The sequence below is a fragment of the Paenibacillus sp. FSL R7-0204 genome (assembly GCF_038002225.1).
Taxonomy (GTDB): Bacteria; Bacillota; Bacilli; order Paenibacillales; family Paenibacillaceae; genus Paenibacillus_AQ.
Genome location: NZ_JBBOCA010000001.1, coordinates 3,073,579 through 3,097,400 on the forward strand (window position 1 = coordinate 3,073,579; position 23,822 = coordinate 3,097,400).

The 23,822-nt window shown below is 51.3% G+C and carries 21 protein-coding genes; 18 read left to right on the plus strand and 3 right to left on the minus strand.

Going from position 1 to position 23,822, the window contains the following annotated elements; all coding sequences use genetic code 11:
- Positions 1-23 precede the first annotated feature (23 nt).
- From MKX42_RS13660 to MKX42_RS13730, 16 genes are all read left to right on the plus strand, one after another.
- Positions 24-1,658, plus strand: coding sequence for a GGDEF domain-containing response regulator (locus tag MKX42_RS13660; protein ID WP_340752964.1), 1,635 nt, complete (start codon positions 24-26; stop codon positions 1,656-1,658).
- 49 nt (positions 1,659-1,707) lie between these two features.
- Complete coding sequence (locus MKX42_RS13665) at positions 1,708-2,079, plus strand: response regulator (RefSeq protein ID WP_340757685.1); 372 nt, start codon at positions 1,708-1,710, stop codon at positions 2,077-2,079.
- Positions 2,066-5,353 (plus strand): ATP-binding protein, encoded by a 3,288-nt coding sequence (locus MKX42_RS13670; RefSeq protein ID WP_340752965.1) that lies wholly within the window; start codon positions 2,066-2,068, stop codon positions 5,351-5,353. Before MKX42_RS13665 ends, MKX42_RS13670 begins: the two co-directional genes overlap by 14 nt.
- A 196-nt stretch (positions 5,354-5,549) precedes the next feature.
- A complete protein-coding gene (locus MKX42_RS33425) occupies positions 5,550-5,762 on the plus strand; it encodes a DUF6444 domain-containing protein (RefSeq protein WP_445669319.1) in 213 nt (70 codons plus the stop codon).
- 322 nt (positions 5,763-6,084) lie between these two features.
- Positions 6,085-6,528 (plus strand): copper amine oxidase N-terminal domain-containing protein, encoded by a 444-nt coding sequence (locus MKX42_RS13675; protein WP_340752966.1) that lies wholly within the window; start codon positions 6,085-6,087, stop codon positions 6,526-6,528.
- A gap of 582 nt (positions 6,529-7,110) precedes the next feature.
- Entirely contained in the window at positions 7,111-8,085 is a 975-nt protein-coding gene (locus tag MKX42_RS13680) for an aldo/keto reductase (RefSeq protein WP_340752967.1), read from the plus strand.
- A gap of 207 nt (positions 8,086-8,292) precedes the next feature.
- Complete coding sequence (lspA, locus tag MKX42_RS13685) at positions 8,293-8,757, plus strand: signal peptidase II (protein ID WP_340752968.1); 465 nt, start codon at positions 8,293-8,295, stop codon at positions 8,755-8,757.
- Between the two features lie 250 nt (positions 8,758-9,007).
- The gene (locus MKX42_RS13690) at positions 9,008-10,861 is read left to right on the plus strand and encodes an assimilatory sulfite reductase (NADPH) flavoprotein subunit (protein ID WP_340757686.1); all 1,854 of its coding nucleotides are present in this window, start codon (positions 9,008-9,010) and stop codon (positions 10,859-10,861) included.
- Positions 10,862-10,894: 33 nt separating this feature from the next.
- Positions 10,895-12,610 carry an assimilatory sulfite reductase (NADPH) hemoprotein subunit gene (gene cysI / locus MKX42_RS13695; RefSeq protein WP_340752969.1) on the plus strand — a complete coding sequence of 572 codons (1,716 nt, stop codon included), beginning with the start codon at positions 10,895-10,897 and terminating at the stop codon, positions 12,608-12,610.
- A 253-nt stretch (positions 12,611-12,863) separates the two neighbouring features.
- Positions 12,864-13,262: an IS200/IS605 family transposase gene (gene tnpA, locus MKX42_RS13700; protein ID WP_340752970.1), complete on the plus strand. Its 399-nt coding sequence runs from the start codon at positions 12,864-12,866 to the stop codon at positions 13,260-13,262.
- On the plus strand, positions 13,234-14,322 hold the full coding sequence (locus tag MKX42_RS13705) for an RNA-guided endonuclease InsQ/TnpB family protein (protein ID WP_340752971.1): 1,089 nt from the start codon (positions 13,234-13,236) through the stop codon (positions 14,320-14,322). The genes tnpA and MKX42_RS13705 overlap by 29 nt, the downstream gene beginning before the upstream one ends.
- Positions 14,323-14,534: 212 nt before the next feature.
- Positions 14,535-15,281 carry a type I methionyl aminopeptidase gene (map, locus tag MKX42_RS13710; RefSeq protein ID WP_036733023.1) on the plus strand — a complete coding sequence of 249 codons (747 nt, stop codon included), beginning with the start codon at positions 14,535-14,537 and terminating at the stop codon, positions 15,279-15,281.
- A gap of 177 nt (positions 15,282-15,458) precedes the next feature.
- The gene (locus MKX42_RS13715) at positions 15,459-16,889 is read left to right on the plus strand and encodes a PAS domain S-box protein (RefSeq protein WP_340752972.1); all 1,431 of its coding nucleotides are present in this window, start codon (positions 15,459-15,461) and stop codon (positions 16,887-16,889) included.
- A gap of 110 nt (positions 16,890-16,999) precedes the next feature.
- Positions 17,000-17,392, plus strand: coding sequence for an ATP-binding protein (locus tag MKX42_RS13720; RefSeq protein WP_340752973.1), 393 nt, complete (start codon positions 17,000-17,002; stop codon positions 17,390-17,392).
- Positions 17,393-17,413: 21 nt separating this feature from the next.
- Positions 17,414-19,423: a methyl-accepting chemotaxis protein gene (locus MKX42_RS13725; protein ID WP_340752974.1), complete on the plus strand. Its 2,010-nt coding sequence runs from the start codon at positions 17,414-17,416 to the stop codon at positions 19,421-19,423.
- 10 nt (positions 19,424-19,433) lie between these two features.
- Positions 19,434-19,703 carry an STAS domain-containing protein gene (locus MKX42_RS13730; protein WP_340757687.1) on the plus strand — a complete coding sequence of 90 codons (270 nt, stop codon included), beginning with the start codon at positions 19,434-19,436 and terminating at the stop codon, positions 19,701-19,703.
- A gap of 103 nt (positions 19,704-19,806) precedes the next feature.
- On the opposite strand, the gene MKX42_RS13735 is transcribed toward MKX42_RS13730, so the two are convergent.
- The 3 genes from MKX42_RS13735 to MKX42_RS13745 all read right to left on the minus strand — a co-directional run bounded on the left by MKX42_RS13735 (position 19,807) and on the right by MKX42_RS13745 (position 21,869).
- A complete protein-coding gene (locus MKX42_RS13735) occupies positions 19,807-20,211 on the minus strand; it encodes a CBS domain-containing protein (protein ID WP_340752975.1) in 405 nt (134 codons plus the stop codon).
- Positions 20,212-20,414: 203 nt separating this feature from the next.
- Entirely contained in the window at positions 20,415-20,840 is a 426-nt protein-coding gene (locus tag MKX42_RS13740) for a VOC family protein (protein ID WP_076084946.1), read from the minus strand.
- Between the two features lie 102 nt (positions 20,841-20,942).
- Positions 20,943-21,869: a TIM barrel protein gene (locus tag MKX42_RS13745; RefSeq protein WP_340752976.1), complete on the minus strand. Its 927-nt coding sequence runs from the start codon at positions 21,867-21,869 to the stop codon at positions 20,943-20,945.
- A 155-nt stretch (positions 21,870-22,024) separates the two neighbouring features.
- Between MKX42_RS13745 and MKX42_RS13750 the strand changes: the two genes are divergently transcribed.
- The gene (locus MKX42_RS13750; protein ID WP_340752977.1) at positions 22,025-22,486 is read left to right on the plus strand and encodes a GNAT family N-acetyltransferase; all 462 of its coding nucleotides are present in this window, start codon (positions 22,025-22,027) and stop codon (positions 22,484-22,486) included.
- A 162-nt stretch (positions 22,487-22,648) separates the two neighbouring features.
- Positions 22,649-23,815 carry a small-conductance mechanosensitive channel gene (locus MKX42_RS13755; RefSeq protein ID WP_340752978.1) on the plus strand — a complete coding sequence of 389 codons (1,167 nt, stop codon included), beginning with the start codon at positions 22,649-22,651 and terminating at the stop codon, positions 23,813-23,815.
- The last annotated feature ends 7 nt before the right edge of the window (positions 23,816-23,822 follow it).

Sequence of the window (23,822 nt, forward strand, 5' to 3'; positions counted from 1 at the left end):
TAAGCTGGATATAAGGAGCTATTATGACAACGAGAAAATATAAAGAGCTGGTTGAAGAGCGCACAAGAGAAACTCTGCAGAAATGGTCGGAACAGTCAACAGTCGAGGAAAAGGATATTTACCGTTTCCTGCATAATCTGAAGGGCACCTCGGGTACTGTGGGTCTAGATGCCGTAGAGGCGTTCTCCGGCAATGCGCTGCTCTATTTCTCGGATGATAACCATAGAAGCTGGAAGGAAGCAGAGTGGGGCGATTATCTCTATCCGCTGCTGGAGCTCTTTGAGGAGCCGAAACCTGCGGGCGCGGTGCCCCCGTTGACTCCCGGGATTGCATTATCCCACGGCAATATCCATCAGCAGTACGAGATTCTGATCGTGGATGATGATGTGGAGCTGGTCGCTTTTTTGCGGGAATCGCTGGAGCGGCAATCCTATTATGTCAGCATTGCGTTGTCGGCAGGACGCGGACTGAAGCTTTTTTATGAGACTAAGCCGGATTTGATTCTCCTTGATATTCTGCTGCCGGACCGCAGCGGGATTGATGTACTGAAGCAGATTATCGGCAAAGCCAAGAAAGAGCGGATTCCAATCATTATAATCAGCGGCGAGCATTCTATTGAGGTTCAGAAGTATGCCTATTCGCTGGGTGTTATGGATTACATACAAAAGCCGGTGGACATCGATTTGTTCCTGGTCCTGATCAAGAACCGCTTCGAACTGAAAAAGGAGTGGCAGGAATCGATCATTGTCGACGAGCTGACCGGGGCGTTCAACCGCAAGTACTTCAACCAGACGATGAAGCAGCTGATCGCCGATTTCAAACGGACAGGCCGGACCTTCTCACTCGCTCTGCTGGATCTCGATCTGTTCAAGCAGGTTAATGATACATACGGGCATCTGATGGGGGACGAGGTGCTGCAGAGTTTTTCGGAGCTGGTGAAACAGTCCATCCGCACGGAGGATACCTTCTGCCGCTATGGCGGTGAGGAGTTTGCCTTGTTCATGCCCAATACGCCTGCGGAGCAGGCGCTGCTCGTGATGGAGCGGATTCAGGAGGCCTTTGCGGCCCGGGAATTCCAGGCCAAACGCGAGAGCTTCCATGTTACCTTTTCCTGCGGAGTGACCGAGGTCACCGGAGAGGGACAGGATGCCGATATATTGGTTGAGGAAGCCGATCTGGCGCTTTATGCCAGCAAACATAACGGCAGGAACCAGAGCACCCTGTACAGCCAGGATCTGCTGCTTGGCCAGCGCGAGACGCTGCTGAATGTCATTATTGTGGACGATGATCCGCTGATCCGCAGAATCGTGACGACCCACTTCGCTGCCTGGCAGTGCGGGACTAACGCCAGAGTGAAGGTGGCGAGTTACGCGGACGGCGCGCTTTTTCTGGAATCGGACTGGTATGCTCCTGAAGAGAAGTATGTTATTCTGCTGGACGGCGTCATGCCGGGGCTTGACGGGCTGGAGGTGCTGGAGAAAATCCGCAGCAGTTACCCTGAGCTGAACATTCTCGTGATCATGCTGACCGGCCGCAGTAACCAGCGGGATATTATCCATGCGCTGCAGATGGGGGCGGACGATTATGTCATTAAGCCGTTCCATCTGCCGGAGCTGTTGACCCGGATTGAGCGTCTGGCCCACCGGTTTCTGTTCTAAATGCAATGCATCCCAAGCAGGGATGACTGAAAGGTGAGAGTGAGCTATGGTGCAAAAGGTACTGATTGTAGATGATGAAGAGGTTCTGCGTATGCTGATTGAGGATACGCTGGAGGATCTTGATAATGTGGAGACCCATACCGCTGAGAATGGGGGCGAGGCGCTCGCCAAGCTGGCGGCAGAACCATACGATCTGGTGATTCTGGATTACATGATGCCCGTAATGACCGGCATTGAAGTGCTGAGCGAGCTGGACGGGGAGCTGAAGAGCCGGACGCCGATTATGATGCTGACAGCCAAGGCACAGGAGATGGACCGTAACCGGGCCAGAGAGGCGGGAGCCCGATATTTTATGCCCAAGCCCTTCAGCCCGATGGAGCTGCTGCAGCTCGTGGAGGACATCCTGAGTGAGAAACCTTAAGATTGCAGGCCGGAGCATCAAAACGAAATATTACCGGATTCTTCTGCTCCTGTTCGTTGCCATTATGGCCGGAGGAATCGGGCTTGTCTTCTATATCAATGTCCAGCAGGAACAGCTGGATCAGAAACGTGATGTGCTGCAATATAAGACGGCAACGATCAACGAGCTGGCGGTGACGCTCAGCGAGGTCTTTTTCCGGGCGAGAGGTTATGTGGCTACCCAGAGCGAGAATGAGCTTGCGCTACTGAACGCTGCGGTTAAGGGGCTTGACGGCATTCTGGAGCAGTATTCCTCCCTGAAGCTGTCCCCTGAAGAAGTCCGGTACAGAGATGACCTTAAGGTATTCTATGAACAATACAAAAGCCAGACCCTGCCCGAAGTGATGCGTCTGGTGAAGAATAATGATTACGAGGGAATCCGCCACTTGTCTCAAAGCGGCAGTACCAGGGCTGTGAACGAATACCTGAGCTACACGAAGCAATTCAAAGCCAATTCGGATGCGCTGCTGAATGAGCTGAACTCCCGCTCCATCAGGCAGGCGGATACGTTCACCTTCGTTGCTTTTCTGCTTAGTACCTTGCTTCTGCTGTTCTTCACCCTGCTGATCTGGCGGATGCTCAAAATTATCATCGATCCGATTGTGAAGCTGGAGGAAGCAACGAATTCGCTGGCGGCCGGTGATGCGGTTCTGCTCGGTAAACTGCATAAGCAGGATGAAATCGGGCGGCTCTATGACGCCTTCCTGAATATGGCCCATAGCATCCAGGACAAAGAGGAAGAGCTGATGATGCAGAATGAAGAGCTGCACGCCCAGCAGGACGAGCTGCAGGACCAGCAGTACAGGCTGGAGCGGTCGCTCAGTGAAATCGAGAGCATGATGAAGGCGCTGAATCAGACCTCTGCCGTCGGCATTCTGTCGAACAAAGGCGTGTTCACTTACGCGAACGATAATCTGAGCGTCTACACAGGGTACAAGAGCTCCGAGGTTATCGGATATACCTACCGGTTGTTTGAGCTGCATAATATTTCGGATTCCCAGGTGGAGCAGATGATCCGTAAGCTGTCGACCGGCGGAGTGTGGAGCGGGGAGACGGAGCTTGCGACGAAGGAAGGTTCGCCGCTCTGGCTGCAGCTGACAATCATGCCGTATCTGAATGATGAAGGTCAGATTTACCAGTATATCCTGATTGCCAATAACATTACCTCGATGAAGAATGTGCAGCAGGAGCTGGCGGAGACGCTGAAAAGCACGGAGCAGACATCCATGATGCTGGAGCTTAACAATCAGCTGAATCATGAGATTACTTATACGCTGGACAAGCAGGAATTCGCCGAAAAGTTCAACAAATACATGAACCGTCTGTACTCGTTCGACTCCAGTCTTTTCCTGCTGGTCAAGGACAAGATAGCGGTGGTCAAAGGGGTTCCGCCGGAGAATGTGGAGCGGTACATCGGTGAGGGCAGCAAGGAGATTCTGTACCGCCTGAGTGTGGAAAAGTCGTATATGGTGAAGCGGGTGGGCTCGGTCAGAGAGCAGGGAATCTCCGCCAATGAGGTATATTGTTACGACTACTATACGACCGTGGTAAATGCTGAGGATGAGATTCTGGCAGTCTTCTGCGGAACACGCATCGGGCACCCGTTCACGGAGGAAGAGACCGACGAAATTCAGGGGATGATGAACCGGGTTGCCCTGGCCATTGAACGCCTGTTCATGTACGAGGAGATTGAGAATGGCCGCAAGCTGAATCAGGATATTGTGAACAATGTCAATGAGGGCATCCAGTTCGTTGGCACGGACGGCGTTATTCAGCACATTAACAAAGCGCTCAGCCAATTGTTCAGCTATGAGGACTGGACGGAAGGCATGCTGATTCCCAAGGAGCGCTGGATGGAGCACTTCACCTTCCGGGTGAATGAATCGGAAGAGCTGGGGCGCTTTTACCAGAAGGCGATGTCCGAGCATACCACTGACTCCAGTGCGATGAAGTATTCTATCGGCAAGGAAGACATGAAGCATGTGGATGCCTATGCCATACCGGTCTTCCGCAGGGAGGTCCGGGTGGGGACGCTGTTCGTCCACCGGGACATTACCCGTGAGTATGAGCTGGATCTGATGAAGTCGGAGCTGGTCAGCACGGTTAGCCATGAGCTGCGGACGCCGCTGTCGAGTGTACTGGGCTTCACGGAGCTGCTGCTGTCCAAAACCATGAAGCCGGAGAAGCAGCTGAAATATCTGGAGACGATTCATAAGGAAGCCAAGCGTCTGACGGAGCTGATTAACGACTTCCTGGACCTGCAGCGGATGGAGTCCGGTACACAACTGTACAATGTGGAGAAGGTCAATCTTAGCGAGACGGTTCTGAGTGTCATAGATCAATACAAGCTGAGCGGTACCCACCATATTCTGCTGGAGGACGAGGCGCTGAATCCCGAGGTTGAGGTAGACAAGGATAAAATTATCCAGGTGCTGACCAACCTGCTGAGCAATGCGATCAAGTTCTCACCGGGCGCAAATGAAGTGAAGGTCATGCTTCATAACGAACCGGGCAGCATTGTGGTTAGGATTCAGGACCATGGACTCGGGATTCCGAAGAATCAGATCGGGCAGCTGTTCCAGAAATTCCGCAGAGTGGACAATAGTGCATCCAAGCGGATTGGCGGTACGGGGCTCGGCCTGGCTATCTGCAAGGAAATTATCGAGAAGCAGAAGGGAACGATCGGGATTGAATCGGTTGAAGGCGAGGGCTCGACGGTATGGTTCCGTCTTCCGTTGATGCAGGCCGAGACCGGCCACCCGGAGGAGGAGCCTTCCCATAGATGGAATACCGGCAAGGAGCAGAAGCCGGATGTAATGATTGTGGAGGATGATTACAGTCTGTCGCTGCTGCTCTCGGAGGAGCTGAAGGGCAAGGGCTTCCGGGTCACCCATCACTATCATCCGCAAAAAGCTTTTGACCAGGCCGTCAAAACGCCCTTTGTAGCGATCATTGTGGATCTGATGCTGGGCGATGAGCTTGACGGCTGGGATCTGATCCGCATGCTCAAAGATGATCCCCGGACCGAGAAGGTGCCGATTGTCATCTCCTCGGCGCTGGATAAGGACGATAAGAGTATGATGGATAATGTGCAGAAATATCTGACCAAGCCCTATCCGCCAGGCGAGCTGTCGGGTACGCTTCAGGAGATTGTGGACATTCAGCTGAAGACAGGCGAGGTGCTGTTCCCGGATAACGGCGAGGCCGGGCATGCTTCGCCGCTTGGTGAGAGCTAGAGTGAGTGCTGAGTATCTGCTTAGTAGGTACATGGGTAATGCAATAATATGATGGATTATAGTTATGGCGGAACAAGTCTCTTTCGGGGGGCTTGTTTTTTATTTATTTGGGGGTTCTCCCGGGTGGGAAAAGGGCCTTAACCGAACAGAATCAACACCTTCAAAAACTTGTAGACACACAAGCGAAGAGATTGTAATGCTGAAAAAACGAGTACATGAGTTGGAACGACAACTCGTACAGCAAAGTCATAACGGCATTAAGCCCCCATCCAGTGACGGGCTTCGCAAGCCTCCGAATCTGCGGACACCTCCCGTTACGAATGTACTGGAAGAGAAATTCAATACTTCCAAGGGAGAACTTTTAATTTTAAGTCTATCAGCAATCCCAACGAGTGGGAGGAAGGGTTAACGTAACTACTACTGGTTCTGCTGGAAGGTATCTTATGGGGCTTATGAGTCTTCCAGAGGCTAACTCAAGTGTTGTAAGTATAGACCGACCTACGCATGATTAAACAACTTTTTCAATTTTGCAATTTAATGGTGCCCCACTTCCAAGCGGGGCAATCACAACTCCTCAAAATGATCGTTCAAATGTTAATATAACAAGTAGTTCTTCCGTTCAAATTGTTGTAAATAGTAGTATTTATTGACTCTTACAATATTTAATAACTATAATAATAGGCAATGGATTAAGACGACCATTGTCTAGTATGTTTAAATTGGAGGCACATATGAGAAAAATGAAAAAAATATTATTATCTACGACGGTTATTTTATTGGTATCAGGGGTAAGCAGTGCATTTGCTTCGCGAGAACATCCAAGTGTTTTTATAAATAGCGAAAAAATGGATATTTATGCTAATGTTACTTCTCTAGGTACTACGCTTGTTCCTATGCGTCCAATCTTCGAAGCGTATGGAATGACAGTGAAGTGGGATAATAGTGCCAAATCTGTTACTGCAACAAAAGATGATACTACAATTAAATTGACTGACAATTCATATGATGCTTATTTAAATGGGAAATTGATAAAATTGAATCAAGCACCTTCACTAGAACCAACCAGTAGTATTTTCTATGTGAATTTGAGATTTATATCTGAATCGCTTGGAGCAAAAGTAAACTGGAGTACAACAGCAGATGATGCTTCAATAAATATAAATTTCCCAAGTTAAATTCATACCGTTTAAAGAGCCTATCAATTCAGATAGGCTCTTACTTTAGCTTATTTAAGTTTAATTGCTGGTTACTTCACTTTAGGGGAAATAGTTCCTCGATATAATGTATGAAGCTGCGGCATTTTCCACGTATAATACTTTAAACGTGGATTTAATTATGTGTTTCATTTCTTCAGATTGATCCTGATTTAATATTGAGAAGAGGGACTTCGTAATCGATTGTGGCTGGAATGAGGATACCTCACCTAACCAGATCGAGTGTAAAATCACCCCGCAAATCTCCATTACATAGTCAAGATTCAGGTAATCATTTTTTAAATAATCGAATAGTAGATGAATTTTATCGTCCAATACATACTTATTTTTCTGTAGATGATGTAGTATCGTAACTGATTAAGTAGGAAGTAAAGTATAACTCATACTAAGTAAGTTCCCCATATCCACAAAATAAAGTCCTACAGTAATTCTTATACTTAAAAACTTGTTCTGTTCCCAGCAAAACTTGCTTTAGAGTGGGCTCTAAGGGTTATAGTGAATATGAAGTAGCCAATCTAGCAGGAGTGAAAGGGAGGAATTGCGGTGAAGTACAGTTATTTGGGTAAATCGGGGTTAAAGGTCAGCCAGTTGTGTCTGGGGACGATGAATTTCGGACCGGAGACGGAGGAGAAGGAAGCCTTCAGAATTATGGATGCGGCCCTGGATGCCGGAATTAATTTCTTCGATACAGCGAATGTGTACGGGGGCCAGGACCGGCGGGGCTGGACCGAGGAAATTATCGGCCGCTGGTTTCAGCAGGGCGGCGGACGGCGCGAGAAGGTAGTGCTGGCCACCAAGGTCTACAATGACATGTTCGATGAGCAGGACGGTCCCAATTCCGGCTCAGGCTTGTCTGCCTATAAGATCAGACGGCATTTTGAAGGCTCGCTGCGGCGCCTGCAGACCGATCATATTGAACTATATCAGATGCATCATATCGACCGGAACGTATCGTGGGACGAGCTGTGGGGAGCATTCGAGATTCTCGTGTCCCAGGGCAAAGCCGACTATATCGGCTCCAGCAACTTCGCGGGCTGGCATATCGCTGCTGCCCAGGCGAAGGCGAAGGAGCGTCATTTCCTCGGCCTTGTCTCCGAGCAGCATCTCTACAACCTGCTGGAACGGACGCCGGAGCTGGAAGTGCTGCCCGCCTCACAGGAGCTGGGCCTGGGTGTTATTCCGTGGAGTCCGCTGGCTGGAGGCCTGCTCGGACGCAATGCGCTCGCCAAGACTGGGGTGCGCAGCGCCCGTTCGGCCAAGCTGGAGCAGCACCGCAGCCAGCTGGAGCAGTTCTCCGCGCTCTGCAAGGAGCTGGGCGAGCATGAAGATCAGGTCGCTCTGGCCTGGGTACTGGCTAATCCGGCTGTGACCGCACCGATTATCGGGCCGCGTACGATGGAGCAGTTCGAGGACTCCCTGCGGGTGACCGAGATTACGCTGGATGAGGCCACGCTGAAGAAGCTGGACGAGATCTTCCCGGGACCGGGCAAGCCGGCACCGGAAGCGTATGCCTGGTAAGCGGAAGCCAACGAATGTTAACCATACCTGTGGTAAGCAGGGTTCGGAACCAGCACATCCGCAGCAGCTGAATGATACGGAATCATCTAACCAATAACGGCCGGACTGTCCCTGAAGGGATGGTCCGGCTATATTTTTGTAAGTATCCAGATAAATGTGGTAGACTGATCCTGAGTTGAACAACTAGAGAAGATAGGGGAACTGCTGATGCTATTTTATCTGATAACTATCCTCGTTCTGATGCTTGATCAGGTAACGAAATGGATAGTGCGTACGCATATGGAGCTTGGGGAGATGCTTCCTTCCTGGACACCGCATTTGCGGTTTGTATACTATGAGAACAGCGGCGCGGCCTTTAGCTCCTTTCAGGGCTTCGGGAAGTATTTTGCGATTGTTGCCGTGATTTTTGTGGCAGCTATCTTCTATTACCGGCGCCAAGGCAAAATCCGCGGCCCCTTGCTCGAAGCAGCCAGCGGCTTCCTGGTTGGCGGGGCCATCGGCAATGCCATTGACCGGGTACTCTATCACCAGGTGACAGATTTCCTGGTCTTCGGGGACCGGGGAGGGATTATGAATCTGGCCGATCTGGCGATCAATGCCGGAGGCATTCTGATTCTGGTATACCTGCTTGTAGACCATTTCAGGCAGCCCGCAGCCCGCAGCCCGTTATAAATTCCAGCCTCATAGCACTCCGGTCTATCATTTTATCTAATGCAACTTATCATAATTAGTAATGAACCCGGCTAAATCAGAGCATTTTACTATGATTTAGCCGGGTTTTGTGCATTTTATGCAAGTATTTACCTTTTAATGAACATGATGCCTGTTATAAGATTCGTTGATCGTTTGCCGGTATTGTGTTAGCCTGAGTTCATGATATTAAGAGGAAAGAAGATTGCACGCTAAGGAGAGGTCGATATTGTTGCAACTACAAGTTACAAACAGTCCTTTTAATGAGAACCAGGCAGAGCTGCTGAACCAGCTTCTGCCCACGCTGACACCTTCACAGCAGGTATGGTTAAGCGGGTACTTATCTGCCCTGTCGCTGCAGGGTAACCAGGGAACAAGCGTCCAGGCCGTATCCCCCGCTGCTCCAGCAGTAGTAGCAGAGCCGGCAACAGCCGCTTCGCAGCAAGCATCGCGTGAAGTGACCGTATTGTTCGGCTCCCAGACCGGCAACTGCCAGCGGCTGGCCGTGAGCCTCTCCCGCAAGCTGGAGGAGCAGGGCTTCCAGGTTACAGTGGCCGCTATGAACAGCTTCAAGCCGAACGGACTGAAGAAGGTAGAGAACCTGCTGCTGTTGGTCAGCACCCATGGCGAGGGGGAACCGCCGGATAATGCCCGTGCCTTCCATGAATTCCTCTACAGCAAAAGAGCTCCGCAGCTTCCAGGCCTGCGCTTCTCGGTACTCGCGCTAGGCGATACCTCCTATGAATTCTTCTGCCAGACCGGGAAAGACTTCGATCAGAAGCTGGAGGAGCTGGGCGCACAGCGGTTAAGCCCGCGTGTAGATTGCGACCTCGATTATGATGAGCCGGTGGCCGAGTGGTTCGGCCAGGTCATCAGCGCGCTTAACGGAGCGCAGAATGCTGCAGGATTTGCGGATGCAGCGGTTCAGGCTGCTGAGAGCGCAGAGTCACTGGAATCCGCCTATTCACGAAATCATCCTTTCCATGCCGAAGTACTGGAGAATCTGAATCTGAACGGCCGCGGCTCAGACCGTGAGACCCGCCATCTGGAGCTGTCGCTTGCCGGATCGAATATTACCTTTGAGCCGGGGGATTCTCTTGGTGTCTATCCCGAGAACCACCCGCAGCTGGTAGAAGATATTATTGCAGCTATGGACTGGAATGCGGATGAACGTGTTCCGCTGAACAAGAAGGGGGAAGAAGGTACGCTACAGGAAGCGCTGCTGCGGCATTATGAAATTACGGTGCTGACGAAGCCGCTCCTGGAGCAGGCTGCCGGGCTTACCTCTGCATCTGCCCTGAAAGAACTGCTGGCCCCTGAGCGGCAGCAGGAGCTGAAGGAGTATATCCAGGGCCGGGATCTGCTGGATCTTATTCAAGACTATGGACCCTGGAATGCTCCGGCCAGCATCTTCGTGACCATCCTGCGCAAGCTTCCGGCCCGCTTGTATTCCATTGCCAGCAGCTATAATGCCAACCCGGATGAAGTACACTTCACGGTGCGGGCTGTGCGTTATGAGTCACATGGCCGTGAGCGTTACGGTGTCTGCTCGGTACATTGTGCTGAGCGTGTACAGCCGGGTGCCACTTTGCCGGTATATATCCAGAACAATCCGAACTTCAAGCTGCCCGCTGATTCCAGTGTACCGGTAATTATGATCGGTCCGGGAACGGGCGTTGCCCCGTTCCGTTCCTTCCTGGAGGAGCGCGAGGAGCAGGGCGCTGAGGGTCCAAGCTGGCTGTTCTATGGAGACCGTCATTTCGTTACAGACTTTCTCTACCAGACGGATTGGCAGCGGATGCTGAAGGACGGTGTCCTCAGCAGGCTGGATGTGGCCTTCTCACGCGACACAGAGGAGAAGGTGTATGTACAGCACCGTATTCTGGAGCAGAGCAAGGAGCTGTACCGCTGGCTGCAGGAAGGGGCGCATGTCTACGTGTGCGGCGATGAGAAGCATATGGCCCATGATGTGCATTCCGCACTGCTTACAGTGATCCAGGAGGAAGGCGGACTAAGTCCGGAAGCGGCTGCCGCCTATCTGGAGACCCTTCAGCAGGAGCAGCGTTACCAGCGGGATGTCTATTAAGCGGGACTTAAGCGAAAGAGGAGAGAATCAGCAATGGCAAACAATGAACCAGTGGTGAAGCCGATTGGCGGACCGCCGAGTGATGTTGAACATATTAAGCTGGAGAGCAATTATCTGCGCGGGGCGCTTGTCGATACCCTTAGCAATCCGATTACAGGAGGGCTGCCGGAGGATGACAACCGGCTGCTGAAATTCCACGGCAGCTACATGCAGGATGACCGGGACCTGCGCAGTGAGCGGGAACGCTCCAAGCTGGAGCCGGCTTTCCAGTTCATGCTGCGGGTAGTAGCGCCCGGCGGTGTGGCGTCGGCTGCACAGTGGCTAGTCATGGATGAGCTGGCTCACAAGTACGGCAACGGGACACTGCGCCTGACGACGCGGCAGGCTTTTCAGATGCACGGGGTGCTGAAGTGGAACCTCAAGAAGACGATCAGAACGATCAACGATACCCTGATGACCACACTTGCGGCTTGCGGAGACGTTAACCGTAATGTGATGAGCGGTCCGAACCCTTATCAGTCGGAGGTTCATGCTGAGGTTCAAGAGTGGGCCAACAAAATCAGCGATCATCTTGCGCCGCGTACCCGCGCGTATCATGAGATCTGGCTGGACGGCGAAAAGGTCGTGGACAGCAAGGTGGTTGAGCCGATCTACGGCCCGGTCTACCTGCCCCGCAAATTCAAGATTGGCCTGGCGGTTCCCCCATCTAATGATGTGGATGTGTTCTCCCAGGATCTGGGCTTCATCGCCATTCTGGAGGAAGGCAAGCTGGCCGGCTTCAACGTATCAGTTGGCGGCGGCATGGGGATGACGCACGGCGATACGAATACGTATCCTCAATTGGGGCGGATCATCGGCTTCTGCCGTCCGGAGCAGATGATTGATCTGGCGGAGAAGACAGTTACGATCCAGCGGGATTACGGCAACCGTTCGGTCCGCAAGAATGCCCGCTTTAAGTATACGATCGACCGGCACGGGCTGGAGTGGTTCAAGGGAGAGCTGCACGAACGGCTGGGCTGGACGCTGGAGCCGGCGCGCGACTATCATTTCGATCATAATGGCGACCGCTATGGCTGGGTGAAGGGGATGGACGGCAAATGGAACCTGACGCTCTATATCCAGAGCGGACGGATTCAGGATCAGGAGGGCTACCCGCTGATGACCGGCCTGCGCGAGATTGCCAAGATTCACAGCGGAGACTTCCGGCTGACCCCGAACCAGAACCTGATTATCGGCGGTGTGACCCAGGCGAAGAAGCGCAAGATTACAGAGCTTGCCAAGCAATACGGGCTGACCGATGGTGCCCATCATTCTGCACTACGCAGAAGTGCGTTGTCCTGTGTAGCCCTGCCGACCTGCGGGCTGGCCATGGCGGAGGCGGAGCGTTATCTGCCGCACCTGCTGGATAAGCTGGAGGTTATTATAGATGAAGCCGGGCTGCGTAATGAAGAGATTATCATCCGTATGACCGGCTGCCCTAACGGCTGTGCCAGACCGGCGCTGGGCGAGATTGCTTTTATCGGAAAAGGTCCGGGCAGATATAATATGTACCTGGGTGCAGGCTTTACCGGAGACCGGCTGAACAAGCTGTACAAGGAGAACATTGACGAGCGGGAGATTCTGGACACCCTGGGGCCGATTATTCATAGCTACGCAAGAGAGCGCAATGCCGGTGAGCACTTCGGCGATTATGTGGTCCGCAGCGGATATGTCAAGGCGGTTACGTCGGGACTCAATTTCCACGACTGACCGCAGCCGCTTATTGAGGAAGAACGTTAGGCATGAGCCTGTTTTCTGCTTTTTTTTGGCGGAAGACAGGCTTAATTGTTGTGCGGATTTGGATTTTTGGCAATTTCCTTACAGAAATTGGTCGAGAAAGCCCACTCCTTTAGGGTTGGGATGAACCGTTTTTGTTCAATAAACATCCTTATGTTGTAAAAATTGTACTAAATGAGCGCGTGTTCTTGTAGCAGTTAAATTGTTTAAATGCTACAATCTAGGTATGAGACAAGCTTACAGAAATACCAAAACAACCGTATCCTTCATTAACTATCATTTTGTTTTTTGCCCTAGATACAGACGTAAAGTGCTAGTCGATCAAGTCGAGATTCAGTTTAAGCAAATCGTTACAGAGATATGTGCCGAACAGGATTGGCAGCTATTAGCAATGGAAGTCATGCCTGATCATGTGCATATTTTTCTAAACGCACTGCCCACCGATTCTCCTGCAGAACTGATGGCGAAACTCAAAGGAATCACTTCCCGGCGCCTCCGTGAACAATTTAAGCACTTGAACCACTTGCAATCCCTCTGGACTCGTTCATACTTGGTCAGTACGGCAGGGAACTTTTCAAGCGAAACGATCAAACGATATGTTGAGGGACAAAAAACAAGGGGGTGAGACCCTGCAAACCGTAACGATTCAAATCCGCATTTTTCCACCCCGTCCGTCTATATTAGTAGATATGGGGGGCGAATATATTCGAACCGTCAACGAGTTAACGGAGCAAGCTGAAAGGTCTGGAACGTTTCCGAAACTAACTTCAAAAACCGTTCATGCCAATCTACCCTCTGCCGTAAAGAATCAAGTGATTCGAGACGCCAAAAGCCTATTTCAGCGGTTCAAGAAAACGAAGAAGCGACCTCTTCTCCAAAAGAGGGTGTACTACGTGAACAATCAAAATTATACGATTTGGGGCAACAACATTTCGTTCCCAGTAATCCTGGATGGAAAAGTACAACGTCTTGTGGTTCCTGCGCTTCTTTCGGATCGGGAGCGAGACATCCTTTCGAATGGGAAGCTTGGACTTCTGCGCGTGGTTCAAAAATCAGCGAAATGGTTTGTTCAAATTTCAATCGAATGCCCCACTAAGCCAGCCGATGGTCATGAAGTGATGGGAGTTGATTTAGGCTTGAAAGTGCCTGCTGTTGTCGTAACTTCTAGCGGGAAGACAACATTTTGCGGAAACGGACGTAAAAACAAGTTTGTTCGCCGTAAGTACAGTAGCTATCGCCGCAAATTAGGAAAGCTTAAAAAGTTATCCGCGATCCGTAAACAGAACGACAAGGAACGTCGTTTTATGAAAGATCAGAATCACAAAATCAGCCGCCAGATCGTGAATATGGCGATTCAAGAAAAGGTGTCTGTCATCAAGCTGGAGAAACTGACTAAAATTCGTAAGACGACAAGAACAAGTCGTAAAAACGCTAAAAATCTGCATCAATGGTCGTTCTATCAGTTGCAAATGTTCATTGGATATAAGGCGGCACTTGCTGGAATCCAAGTGTTTGAAGTGAATCCGGCATACACCTCGCAAACCTGTCCCTCTTGTGGAGAGCGGAACAAAGCAAAGGATCGAACGTATCAGTGCGACTGCGGTTATACAGCACATCGGGATCGAGTCGGTGCAATCAACATCATGCGTCAACCTGTGGCAGATGGTAACAGTCTACCAGCCTAGATAGCTATAAGCTCTGATCTAGGATGGGCGAATGAACTCGCCCTTAACTTAGCAGTAGGGCAAAGCGGAAACGGATGCGCCTGCTAACTAGCTAAGAATCCCGCCCTTTAAGGGTGTGGAAGTTCAAATAATATAGAGTAGCACGACCCCATTATAATCAAGAGCCATTATATATAGTGAGTAATGGATTCTGTACAGAAGAGGCGAATTGAATGATCATTATGAAATCGATGGAAGAGATTGAGAAGATGCGGGCAGCCGGCAAAATACTGGCAGAATGCCACCGGCAGATTGCCGGGTTGATCAAGCCGGGAATTACGACCTGGGAGATCGACCAGTTTGCCGAGAAGTTCATCCTCTCCCAAGGAGCAACCCCGGAGCAAAAAGGCTATCACGGTTACCCGTATGCCACCTGCGCGTCTGTGAATGATGTCATCTGCCATGGCTTCCCGAAGCATGAGGAGCTGAAGGATGGAGATATTGTAACGATTGATATGGTAGTCAACCTGAACGGCTGGCTGGCGGATTCGGCCTGGTCCTACGGAGTGGGTACGATTAGTGAGCAGGCGGAGAAGCTGCTGGCGACGACCAAGGAATCGCTGTTCAAAGGTATCGAGCAGGCTGTAGCCGGCAACCGCATAGGCGACGTAGCACATGCTATCCAGGTCTATGCCGAATCTAACGGCTATTCCGTAGTCCGGGATTTCATCGGCCATGGGATTGGCTCCGAGATGCACGAAGCACCTGAAGTGCCTCATTACGGCCCGGCCGGCAAAGGTCCGCGGATTAAGGAAGGCATGGTGTTCACCATTGAGCCCATGCTCAATACCGGCAGCTACCGGACCAAGGTGGATGCAGACGGATGGACTGCGCGCACCATTGACGGGGGGCTGTCGGCCCAGTATGAGCATACGCTGGCGGTCACCCCGCAGGGGACCATTATTCTGACAGAGCTGTAAGGCTAAGCTTCAGCCTGATAACTTCATGCAGATTGTAAGATTAACCCGGACTGTGGTCATGTTTTCATGCCGCAGACCGGGTTTTTCTGTCTAACTGTGTCGGAATTCACGGCTTGACTCTTTTTTATTGCATATAATGGGTAGACTTTAATGCTGAATAGAATAGAGGCTTGTGTAATGGCAACCGATAAACCGTGTAAGAATCTGCATCGCTCCCCGAGTCCGGCGCAGTGTATGGAGCATTATGGCTGCATCTATGAGAACAATCATCTCATTACGTTGCTGGTGGACCCGGAGAGTGGCGGAATTACTGATGCGAACCGGGCAGCCTGTGAGTTCTACGGCTACAGCATCCGGCAATTCAGGCAACTCCGGATCTGTGATCTGGCCGCTGACCGGACTTCGGGGGTTCAGGAGTTTGTGGATAAGGCGCTGCCTGAAGAGATGGACGGGAAGAACCGTGTGTTCATCGACCGCCATATCCTGGCCGGCGGGGAGCCCATCGATGTGGAGGTTCATACCGGCATGATGACGATGCTGGGCAAGAATTGCGTGTACACCGTAATTCATGATATCAGCGAACGGGTCCGCTCGGAGCAGCGGCTCAGAGAAAGCGAGGAGCGGTACAGGGATCTGGTCGAGCTCTGCCCCGAGCCCATCCTGGTCTACAGCGGGGGCACGATCCTGTTCGCCAACAAGCAGACTGAGAGGATGTTCGGCAATCCGAAGCAGGAGCTGATCGGCCGAAGGATCGAGGATTTCTTCGAGGAAGTGTACTTCCAGAGTGCGGAGCATAACAAGCTGAAGACAACAGGCCTCCTGAAGGAACGCTTCCGTATTGAGCAGCGGCTGATCAGGCAGCAGGACAACCGCATCTTTGACCTTGAAATTTCGGGCGTGCCGGTTATTTATGAGGAGGCCAAGGCGCTGCAGCTGGTGTTCAGGGATATCACCGAGAGCAAGAGGGAGATGGAGCGGGCGGTCCGGCTTCAAGAGCACCGGCATGCGGTATCCTTTCCGCTCTCCAGCAAGGCGGTTCTGGAGAAGCTCTACATTCCGGCCAGAACCTTAAGCGGTGATTTCTTCATCTTCCATAAAGTTAATGAAGAGCAGGTCATCGGCTTCATCGGCGACGTGACGGGGAAGGGGATTACGGCCGCGCTGAATATCTCGGCCCTGCGGGTACTGTTCATGGACAGCCTGTCCTGTTCACAGGACCCCTTGCAGGTGCTGAACGATCTGAATTCCAAAGCGCTGCAGCATCTGGGTGAGGATTATGTCGCCGGCTGCTGCTTCCTGCTCGACTTCAAGACAGGACGGCTGAAGGCTGCCGGAGCCGGGATTAATGAATTTCTCTATGTCCCCCGGGGCGGGGGCATGGAGAGAGTCACCGTTAAGGGGGCACCGCTCGGCATGTTTGAGAGCAGTGAGTTTGAGGAGGAGATCCTTCCGTTCGAGTCCGGAGACCGCTTTTGCTTCTATAGTGACGGAATGGAGCTGCTGTTCAGCCCAGAAGAGCTCGGGCGGGAGCACAGTTATCTTCTGGAGAAGTTTGCCGGGGCTGCTCTGCAGGACGACTGCACCTGGCTCAGCCTGAATATCAAGTGACGGCCGGGGAGCGCTGCTGCTGTAAGACCAGGGAAGAGAAGGCAGAGAGTGCAGAGTGTCAGCGGGAACATCAGCAGAGCGAAGATTTCAGAATTGTTAAGGAGTGGGCCATGGAAGCTATTCATAAGGAAGTGATGCTTCACGGTCTGGAGCATCATCAGATAATCATTGACGGAATTATTCGGGAGCTTGACCTCGAAGCCTATGCTTTTGATATCCGCCTGATTCTGATCGAAGCGGTGACCAATGCCTATTATCACGGGAACCTCAGCGATTGCAGCAAGCCGATTACCATCCGATATCTGCTTATGGATCAGCTGCTTAAGCTGCAGATTGAGGATTCGGGGGCCGGGGACGGCAAGGTGGTGTTCCCGGAGGCTGTCGGGTGTGATGAATTGCTGGAAGAAGGGGGCCGGGGCTTGTATCTGATCCGCTGCTTCTCGGACAGTGCTGAGATGATACATCATACGATGTACATCAGCAAGAGTATCTGTTCCTTATAGAGTCAAGAAGGGGAGAGTTCTGTGAAATTAAGTTTAAAAGTTAAAATGAGCATCCTGTTGTTTCTGATTATCAGTATCCCGCTGGGCATATCCGGCTATGTGTCCTATCAGCTGGCATCCGGTGCCTTGCAGAAGACGATTGAAGAGGAATTAAGAGGGACCACGGCTTCTTCTGCGAAGGCGGTGGATGCTGAGCTTGAAGCGGTTGGCACGAATCTGGGGATCGCCAGCATGAACAGCGTATTGGCCGATTTTGCCGGGAATCCGTCTGTAGCCTCCCTCAAAAGCACAGCGCTTCAGTATATTTCCGGTGTGCAGAAAGACAACACCAAGCTATTGGAATCGCTGATTATCGCAGATACAAACGGCAGGGTGCTGATGACCAGCAGCTCCGGGGAGCAGGGGTCAGATGTGAAGGACCGTCCCTACTTCCAGGAAGCGCTGCAGGGCAAGGACACAGTCAGTGAGGTTATCCTGTCACGGGAGACGAATCAGTACATTGTAGCGATCGCCAGACCGCTGCGGGTGAAGGATCAGATTACCGGCGTGCTGATCGGAACCGCCTTGTTTGAGAACATCGCTGCGCCAGTTACCGGGGTGAAGATAGGAGAGCATGGATACGGATATATGCTTGACCGTACCGGCCTCATCGTCTCGCATCCGGAGCAGGACAAGGTCCTGAAGGAGAAGCTGGACAGCAGCAGCAATGCTGAATTGAATGCGCTGGTCCAGCGGATGAAGGCGGGAGACACCGCGCATGGCTTCTACACCTATGAAGGCGTACATAAATATGTTTCTTTTCAGCCCGCAGGCCATTGGGTTGTAGCCACAACGGCAAATGTGGAGGAATACATGGCTCCGGCAGCCGAAATCCGTAACACTACGCTGATCCTCATCCTGGTCTGTATTGCCGTAGCTATGGCGGCAGCGTATTTCTTCACCACCCGGAATATTGTGAATCCGATCCGGAAGCTGGAGCGGGCGATGGGTCTGGCAGGTGACGGCGACCTGACCGTTCATACGTCCATTCAAACCGGGGATGAGCTCCAATTGCTGAGTGAATCGTTCAACACCATGATTGACAAACAGGAGGCAATTATTGAGAAAGTGAGAGCGGGTTCCCTGTCCCTCACCTCCATGTCCGAGGAGATGGCGGCATCTTCAGAGGAGATCAGCGCCTCTATTCAGGAAATCAGCTCCAGTACCCAGGAGATTGCATCCGGCGCAGAGAACAACAACCAGTCGGTCATCAATGCTTCCCAGGTGCTCGTTCAGCTCTCCAGTCTGGTGCAGCTGGCGCAGAGCAAGGCGTCGGCTACCTCCGGCAATGCGGAGACTACCCATCAGGCGGCACAGGAAGGCAGAGCCAGAGTCATTCATACCGTAGAAGCAATGAATACCATTCACAGCAGCACCAAAGAGACCGAAGCATTATTGTATACGGTCAGCGGGTTGTCGGAGCAGGTATCCGCAATTACCGGTACCATCAACAAGATTGCCGAGCAGACGAATCTGCTGGCTCTGAATGCGGCAATTGAAGCCGCGAGAGCAGGAGAGCACGGCCGGGGCTTCAGTGTGGTGGCCGGTGAAGTCCGGAAGCTGTCGGATGAGACCCACACCAATGCCGGTGAGATTACGGATCTGGTCAACGAGATGATCTCGCGGATCACCGAGGCCGTAGATTCGATGAGAGGTGCGGCCGGAGCAGTAGAGAGCGGCGTAAGCATCGTGAATGAGACGGACCGGGCCTTCGTCCATATCATACAATCTGTTGAGATGATCACGGACAATGTGCAGGAGATTCTGGATATTACCAGAGATGAAGTAGCTACCTCTGACCAGATCATCAAGCTGATTGATTCCATGGGAACGATCTCGGAACTCGCGGCAGCAAACACAGAGAATGTATCCAGCGCTACAGAAGAGCAGGCAGCAACGGTCAATAATTTTGCGGCCTCCGCTCAGGAGATCAGTGCCATGGCTAATGAGCTGGAGATTCTTGTAGAGAAATTTAAAATCAGGGGTGAGTAGCTTGAGCGAGATGATCATTGAGATGCCGGAGCTGTTCTCGGTTGAAGAAGCCGGTCAGTTCAGGGAGGCAGTACGGGGTTATATTCTTGGGGGACATTCAAGCTTCCTGCTTGATTTCGGGACCTGCCGTTTCATTGACAGTACGGGTCTTGGAGTGATTGTCAGCTCCTACAAGAAATGCGTAGAGGCTGGAGGCACCATAAGGCTGACGGGGCTCAATGACAATGTGCGGAAGATTTTTGAGCTGACCCGCCTGACCAATGTGTTTGAAATCATTTAGACCTGTTAACTTGAACAAAGGCAGGGCCGCCCTTCACAGGATGGTCCTGCCTTTGCCGTTGCTTCCGGTTGAATCACTTGATCCTGCAATGTGGCGCATGCTGCTAATCGGTAATATTGCGTGTGTAATACTCGATGATATCCTTACGGCGGATGATACCGAGGAAGATTCCGCTGTCGTCCACTACCGGAACGAAGTTCTGGTCTGCTGCCAGGGTCAGCATATCCTCCATCTGCGCGTGGATTTCGACGCTCTCGTTATGCACATGACGTTGAATGGTGCCGACGGTCACCTCGTTTATATTCGCGAAGCTCAGACCGTCGGTATTCTTCAGCTTCCATAGCAGATCGCCCTCCGACAAGGTCCCAACATATTTACCGGCATCGTCAATAATCGGAATGGCCGAATAATAATGATTCTCCAGCTGTTCCAGCGCTTCCCGCATGGAGATCGAGGAGGTGATGTACGCAACCTGATCCTTGGGCAGCAAAAATGAGGATATTTCCATAGGTTAGTCTCCTTTACAGTAGGATGAAGTACATAACGTTATTACAATTAAAACATAGAACAGGATGTAAGCGCATTAAAAATCAGGTTACAACTTTGAGATGTTGCGGTTACGAGGACATATAAAAAAGGATATGCCGTCCTCCCAAGGGAAGAAGCGTCATATCCTAAGCCCTTTTGTGAATAGGAAACTACCTAAGGGAGTTAGCCGTTCTGGCCGTTGTCGTGGCTGAGCTGCCATTGGATGCCGAATTTATCCTTCAGGTTCCCGTAGGCCTTGCTCCAGAAGGTCTCCTGCAGCTCCATGTGAACAGTTCCGCCTTCCTTCAGCTTGTTGAACCAGAGACGAATCTTCTCTTCATCGGTATCTGTCACCGTTAGGCTGATATTATTCCCTTCCGTGAACGGCATGCCGGGGAATACGTCAGAGAACATGACCGGGCTGCCGGCAATCATCAGATTGGCGTGCATGACGAGGTGTTTGGCTTCTTCCGGTACAGGATGGGACGGATCTGGCGGAGCCTCGCCGAAGGTCATGATATGCGGAGGTTCGGTCCCGAACACTTCAGCGTAATATTCTACAGCCTCTCGGGTATTGCCATTGAAATTCAGGTACACATTGATTGCCACAGCTGTCACTCCTCTAAAGTTAATTATGGGACAAACACCACATTACGGTCACATTGTATCATGTGCCTGCACATTCACAAATATTCGGGGCGGGCTGTGCCTTCATCGTGCTGGTGAAGCCGGTGGATTCTCGGGGACTCCGTTGAGGATATGATCTACCCAAGCATAACACCGGTTCAGATCCTGCGCGGAGATGAGGTCTGAGCGATGCTCGAACATGATTTTCACTTCGCTGTTCTCCGCACGGATGATGCTCAGATAGTCTTCGATCGGGGCCCAGCCCTCCCCGGTGCTTAACTCCGGCAGGACCGGATAATGGCCGTGCTGGATGGTTTCGTTAATCTGAACATTCGACAGATGGATCAATGCCGCATACTTGGTGTATTTTCTCAGAAGGGCACGGGCATCGAAATTAGGGTCAAGCTTATCCTGCTGATACAATCGGCCGGTATCCAGACATAGCTTAATATCCGGATAGGCAAGCAAGAGCTGTTCCAGAAAATCATGCTGGTAAACGTAACTGTTCAGTCCGTCGAACTCCAAAATAGGTTGGAACCGGTACTCCCGGCCCTTCCGGCTAAGCCATTCAAAGAGATATTTACTGTGCTGTATCAGTTCATTTAGAGAAAGGTCAACCTCATGGATATATTCCCTCCGGTCAGCAAATCGCCAAGTACTCCAGTCCACCCGTGAATCTAAGATGACTGGCTTCGGATAATGAAATAATACGTAATCGGGTTGTAGCCTCACCATATAATCCAGCTCTTCCTGGATCTGCTGGAATGCTTCAGAACGCTCGTAATCATCCGGTGAGAGAAATAGGGCATCTCTTAGTCTGGCAGGATTGGCCCGGAGCGGATAATGGACCCCTGTATGGAATCTGTGCTTCTGTGCTGCTTCAATCAGCGTCTGACAATCTTCATCGGAGGGGAAAGAACAAGCCTCTATACCATAGAATTCAGCTTTGAAATCCTTGTGGAACTTACTGTAATCAAATCCTCCATATTGACCTATCATAAATCGCTGCATCGATACACCCCGCATATAAATATTAATTCATCATAAGAATATAGAATTCGCCGGAATCCAGTGTACACCTGCAACTATTAATGGGCAAATTTCCCTGAATTATGCTATTATTATAGAGTTGTCGCTGGCCAGTCACACTAAAGGAGAAATGCCGTATGACAGTGATCAGACAGTTGCTGCCGGGTGAGGAGAAGCTGATCACTCCCTTGATCCGGGAGGCGTTTGATATACATATTGCCGCCAATTATTCGGCGCAGGGTGTTATTGAATTCTACAGGTACATTGAGCTTGCCGCCATTGTCAGGCGGATGCAGGAGGATCATGAGATCTACATCGCGCTTAGCGGGCAAGAGGTTACAGGAATCATAGAACTGCGCAATCATCAGCATATTTCTCTCCTGTTCGTTAAAAATGCTTATAAGGGAACCGGAATCGGCAAGACCTTGCTGCGGCATGCGGTTGACCGGATGAGACGGGGAGGGAGCACGCAGATCACGGTGAACTCTTCTCCGAATTCTATTGGCTTCTATGCCTCCCAGGGATTCATATCACTTGGTGAAGAGGAAGAAGAGCACGGGATACGCTCACTGAGCATGAAGCTGGATTTGAAGGGATAATGGGTTCTGTTGCCCCGCACAGATGCTCCATACGTCATGGAAGTGGACGGTGGGGCATTTTTTTGTGTGCGGCCAGCAGGAATAAACTGGAGTGTTATCGAATATTAGCGATTATCAACAAAATTCGACTTTCAACTACATACATAAGCGGGGTTTTGCGCAATGAAAACATGGAAAAAGACAGTATTCTTGATCGTTACCTTCGGACTTATCTTTCTGCTCCCGTTACTCGGAAGTCTGGCGAAATGGAAAGGGATGCCGCCCGGTTATGGGGATTTCCCTGCTCAGAAGGTCGAAGCTGACCCCGGGTTCAGCCTGCTGTATTTCTCACTCGCCTGTGTTGTGGCTCTGATCATCACACTGGTCCTGGTATTCCCCCGCTGGTTCGGCTTCAAGAAGACGGAAGAGGCACCCCGGAAGGCGGGGGCGGCCACCCCTTTCCCTATCTGGTTCTGGTGGAGCCTGCCGGTGCTTGCGCTTAGCTGGTTCCTGATGTGGGCCCGGGTGAAGCTCTTTATCTCACTGGAGCATTACACATTTGTTCCCCTCTGGTGGTCCTTTATTCTGATTCTGGACGGGCTGGTCTACCGGAGAAATCGCGGAGCCTCAATCATCTCGCGCAAGCCCCATGTAATGCAGCTGCTCGCGGTAGTGTCCTGCTTCAGCTGGTTTGCTTTTGAATACCTGAATTTCTTCGTGCTGGAGAATTGGTATTACCCTAATAATGAAGTATTCTCTAACTTCGGCAATGTGTTCTGGTTCTCTTTATCCTACACCACCGTTCTTCCGGCCATCTTCGAATGGTACTTACTCCTCAAGACCTTCCGTCTGTTCCGCAACCGTTATAGTCATGGGCCTAAGCTGAACGTATCACGCATGTGGCTGATCATCTACTATATTCTCGGGCTGATCCTGGCCTTCGGCATGGGCTATTATCCGTACCTGCTGTTCTGGGTGCTGTGGGTTGCGCTGGTTCCGATGCTGTCCGCAGCGATGGCGCTTGCCGGTTACTGGACTCCCTTCACCCCGGTGAAGAACGGAGACTGGTCCAAGGTCATTCTGGTGGGACTGGCTACTTTGTTCAACGGCTTCTTCTGGGAGTTCTGGAACTTTGGCAGTGAGTGGTTCCATGACGATGCCCCTACCAATCCGAATTACTGGAAATACTCGGTGCCTTATCTGGACAAATTTCATATTTTCTCCGAGATGCCGGTTCTGGGCTATTTCGGTTATCTGTTCTTTGGGCTGAATTGCTGGATTATCTGGCTGATCGCTGCCTATGTATTTAAATTCGATGCCGATATTGAAGTTACGGGAGAACAAGGCTAAAGGTGGA

Coding starts and splice junctions, on each gene's coding strand:
- MKX42_RS13745 (WP_340752976.1), bottom strand. CDS start 21,869: ATGCAGCGATTTATGATAGGTCAATATGGAGGATTTGATTACAGTAAG.
- MKX42_RS13715 (WP_340752972.1), top strand. CDS start 15,459: ATGGCAACCGATAAACCGTGTAAGAATCTGCATCGCTCCCCGAGTCCG.
- cysI (WP_340752969.1), top strand. CDS start 10,895: ATGGCAAACAATGAACCAGTGGTGAAGCCGATTGGCGGACCGCCGAGT.
- MKX42_RS13735 (WP_340752975.1), bottom strand. CDS start 20,211: ATGGAAATATCCTCATTTTTGCTGCCCAAGGATCAGGTTGCGTACATC.
- MKX42_RS13755 (WP_340752978.1), top strand. CDS start 22,649: ATGAAAACATGGAAAAAGACAGTATTCTTGATCGTTACCTTCGGACTT.
- lspA (WP_340752968.1), top strand. CDS start 8,293: ATGCTATTTTATCTGATAACTATCCTCGTTCTGATGCTTGATCAGGTA.
- tnpA (WP_340752970.1), top strand. CDS start 12,864: ATGAGACAAGCTTACAGAAATACCAAAACAACCGTATCCTTCATTAAC.
- MKX42_RS13750 (WP_340752977.1), top strand. CDS start 22,025: ATGACAGTGATCAGACAGTTGCTGCCGGGTGAGGAGAAGCTGATCACT.
- MKX42_RS13675 (WP_340752966.1), top strand. CDS start 6,085: ATGAGAAAAATGAAAAAAATATTATTATCTACGACGGTTATTTTATTG.
- MKX42_RS13730 (WP_340757687.1), top strand. CDS start 19,434: ATGATCATTGAGATGCCGGAGCTGTTCTCGGTTGAAGAAGCCGGTCAG.
- MKX42_RS13660 (WP_340752964.1), top strand. CDS start 24: ATGACAACGAGAAAATATAAAGAGCTGGTTGAAGAGCGCACAAGAGAA.
- MKX42_RS13720 (WP_340752973.1), top strand. CDS start 17,000: ATGGAAGCTATTCATAAGGAAGTGATGCTTCACGGTCTGGAGCATCAT.
- map (WP_036733023.1), top strand. CDS start 14,535: ATGATCATTATGAAATCGATGGAAGAGATTGAGAAGATGCGGGCAGCC.
- MKX42_RS13705 (WP_340752971.1), top strand. CDS start 13,234: ATGTTGAGGGACAAAAAACAAGGGGGTGAGACCCTGCAAACCGTAACG.
- MKX42_RS33425 (WP_445669319.1), top strand. CDS start 5,550: ATGCTGAAAAAACGAGTACATGAGTTGGAACGACAACTCGTACAGCAA.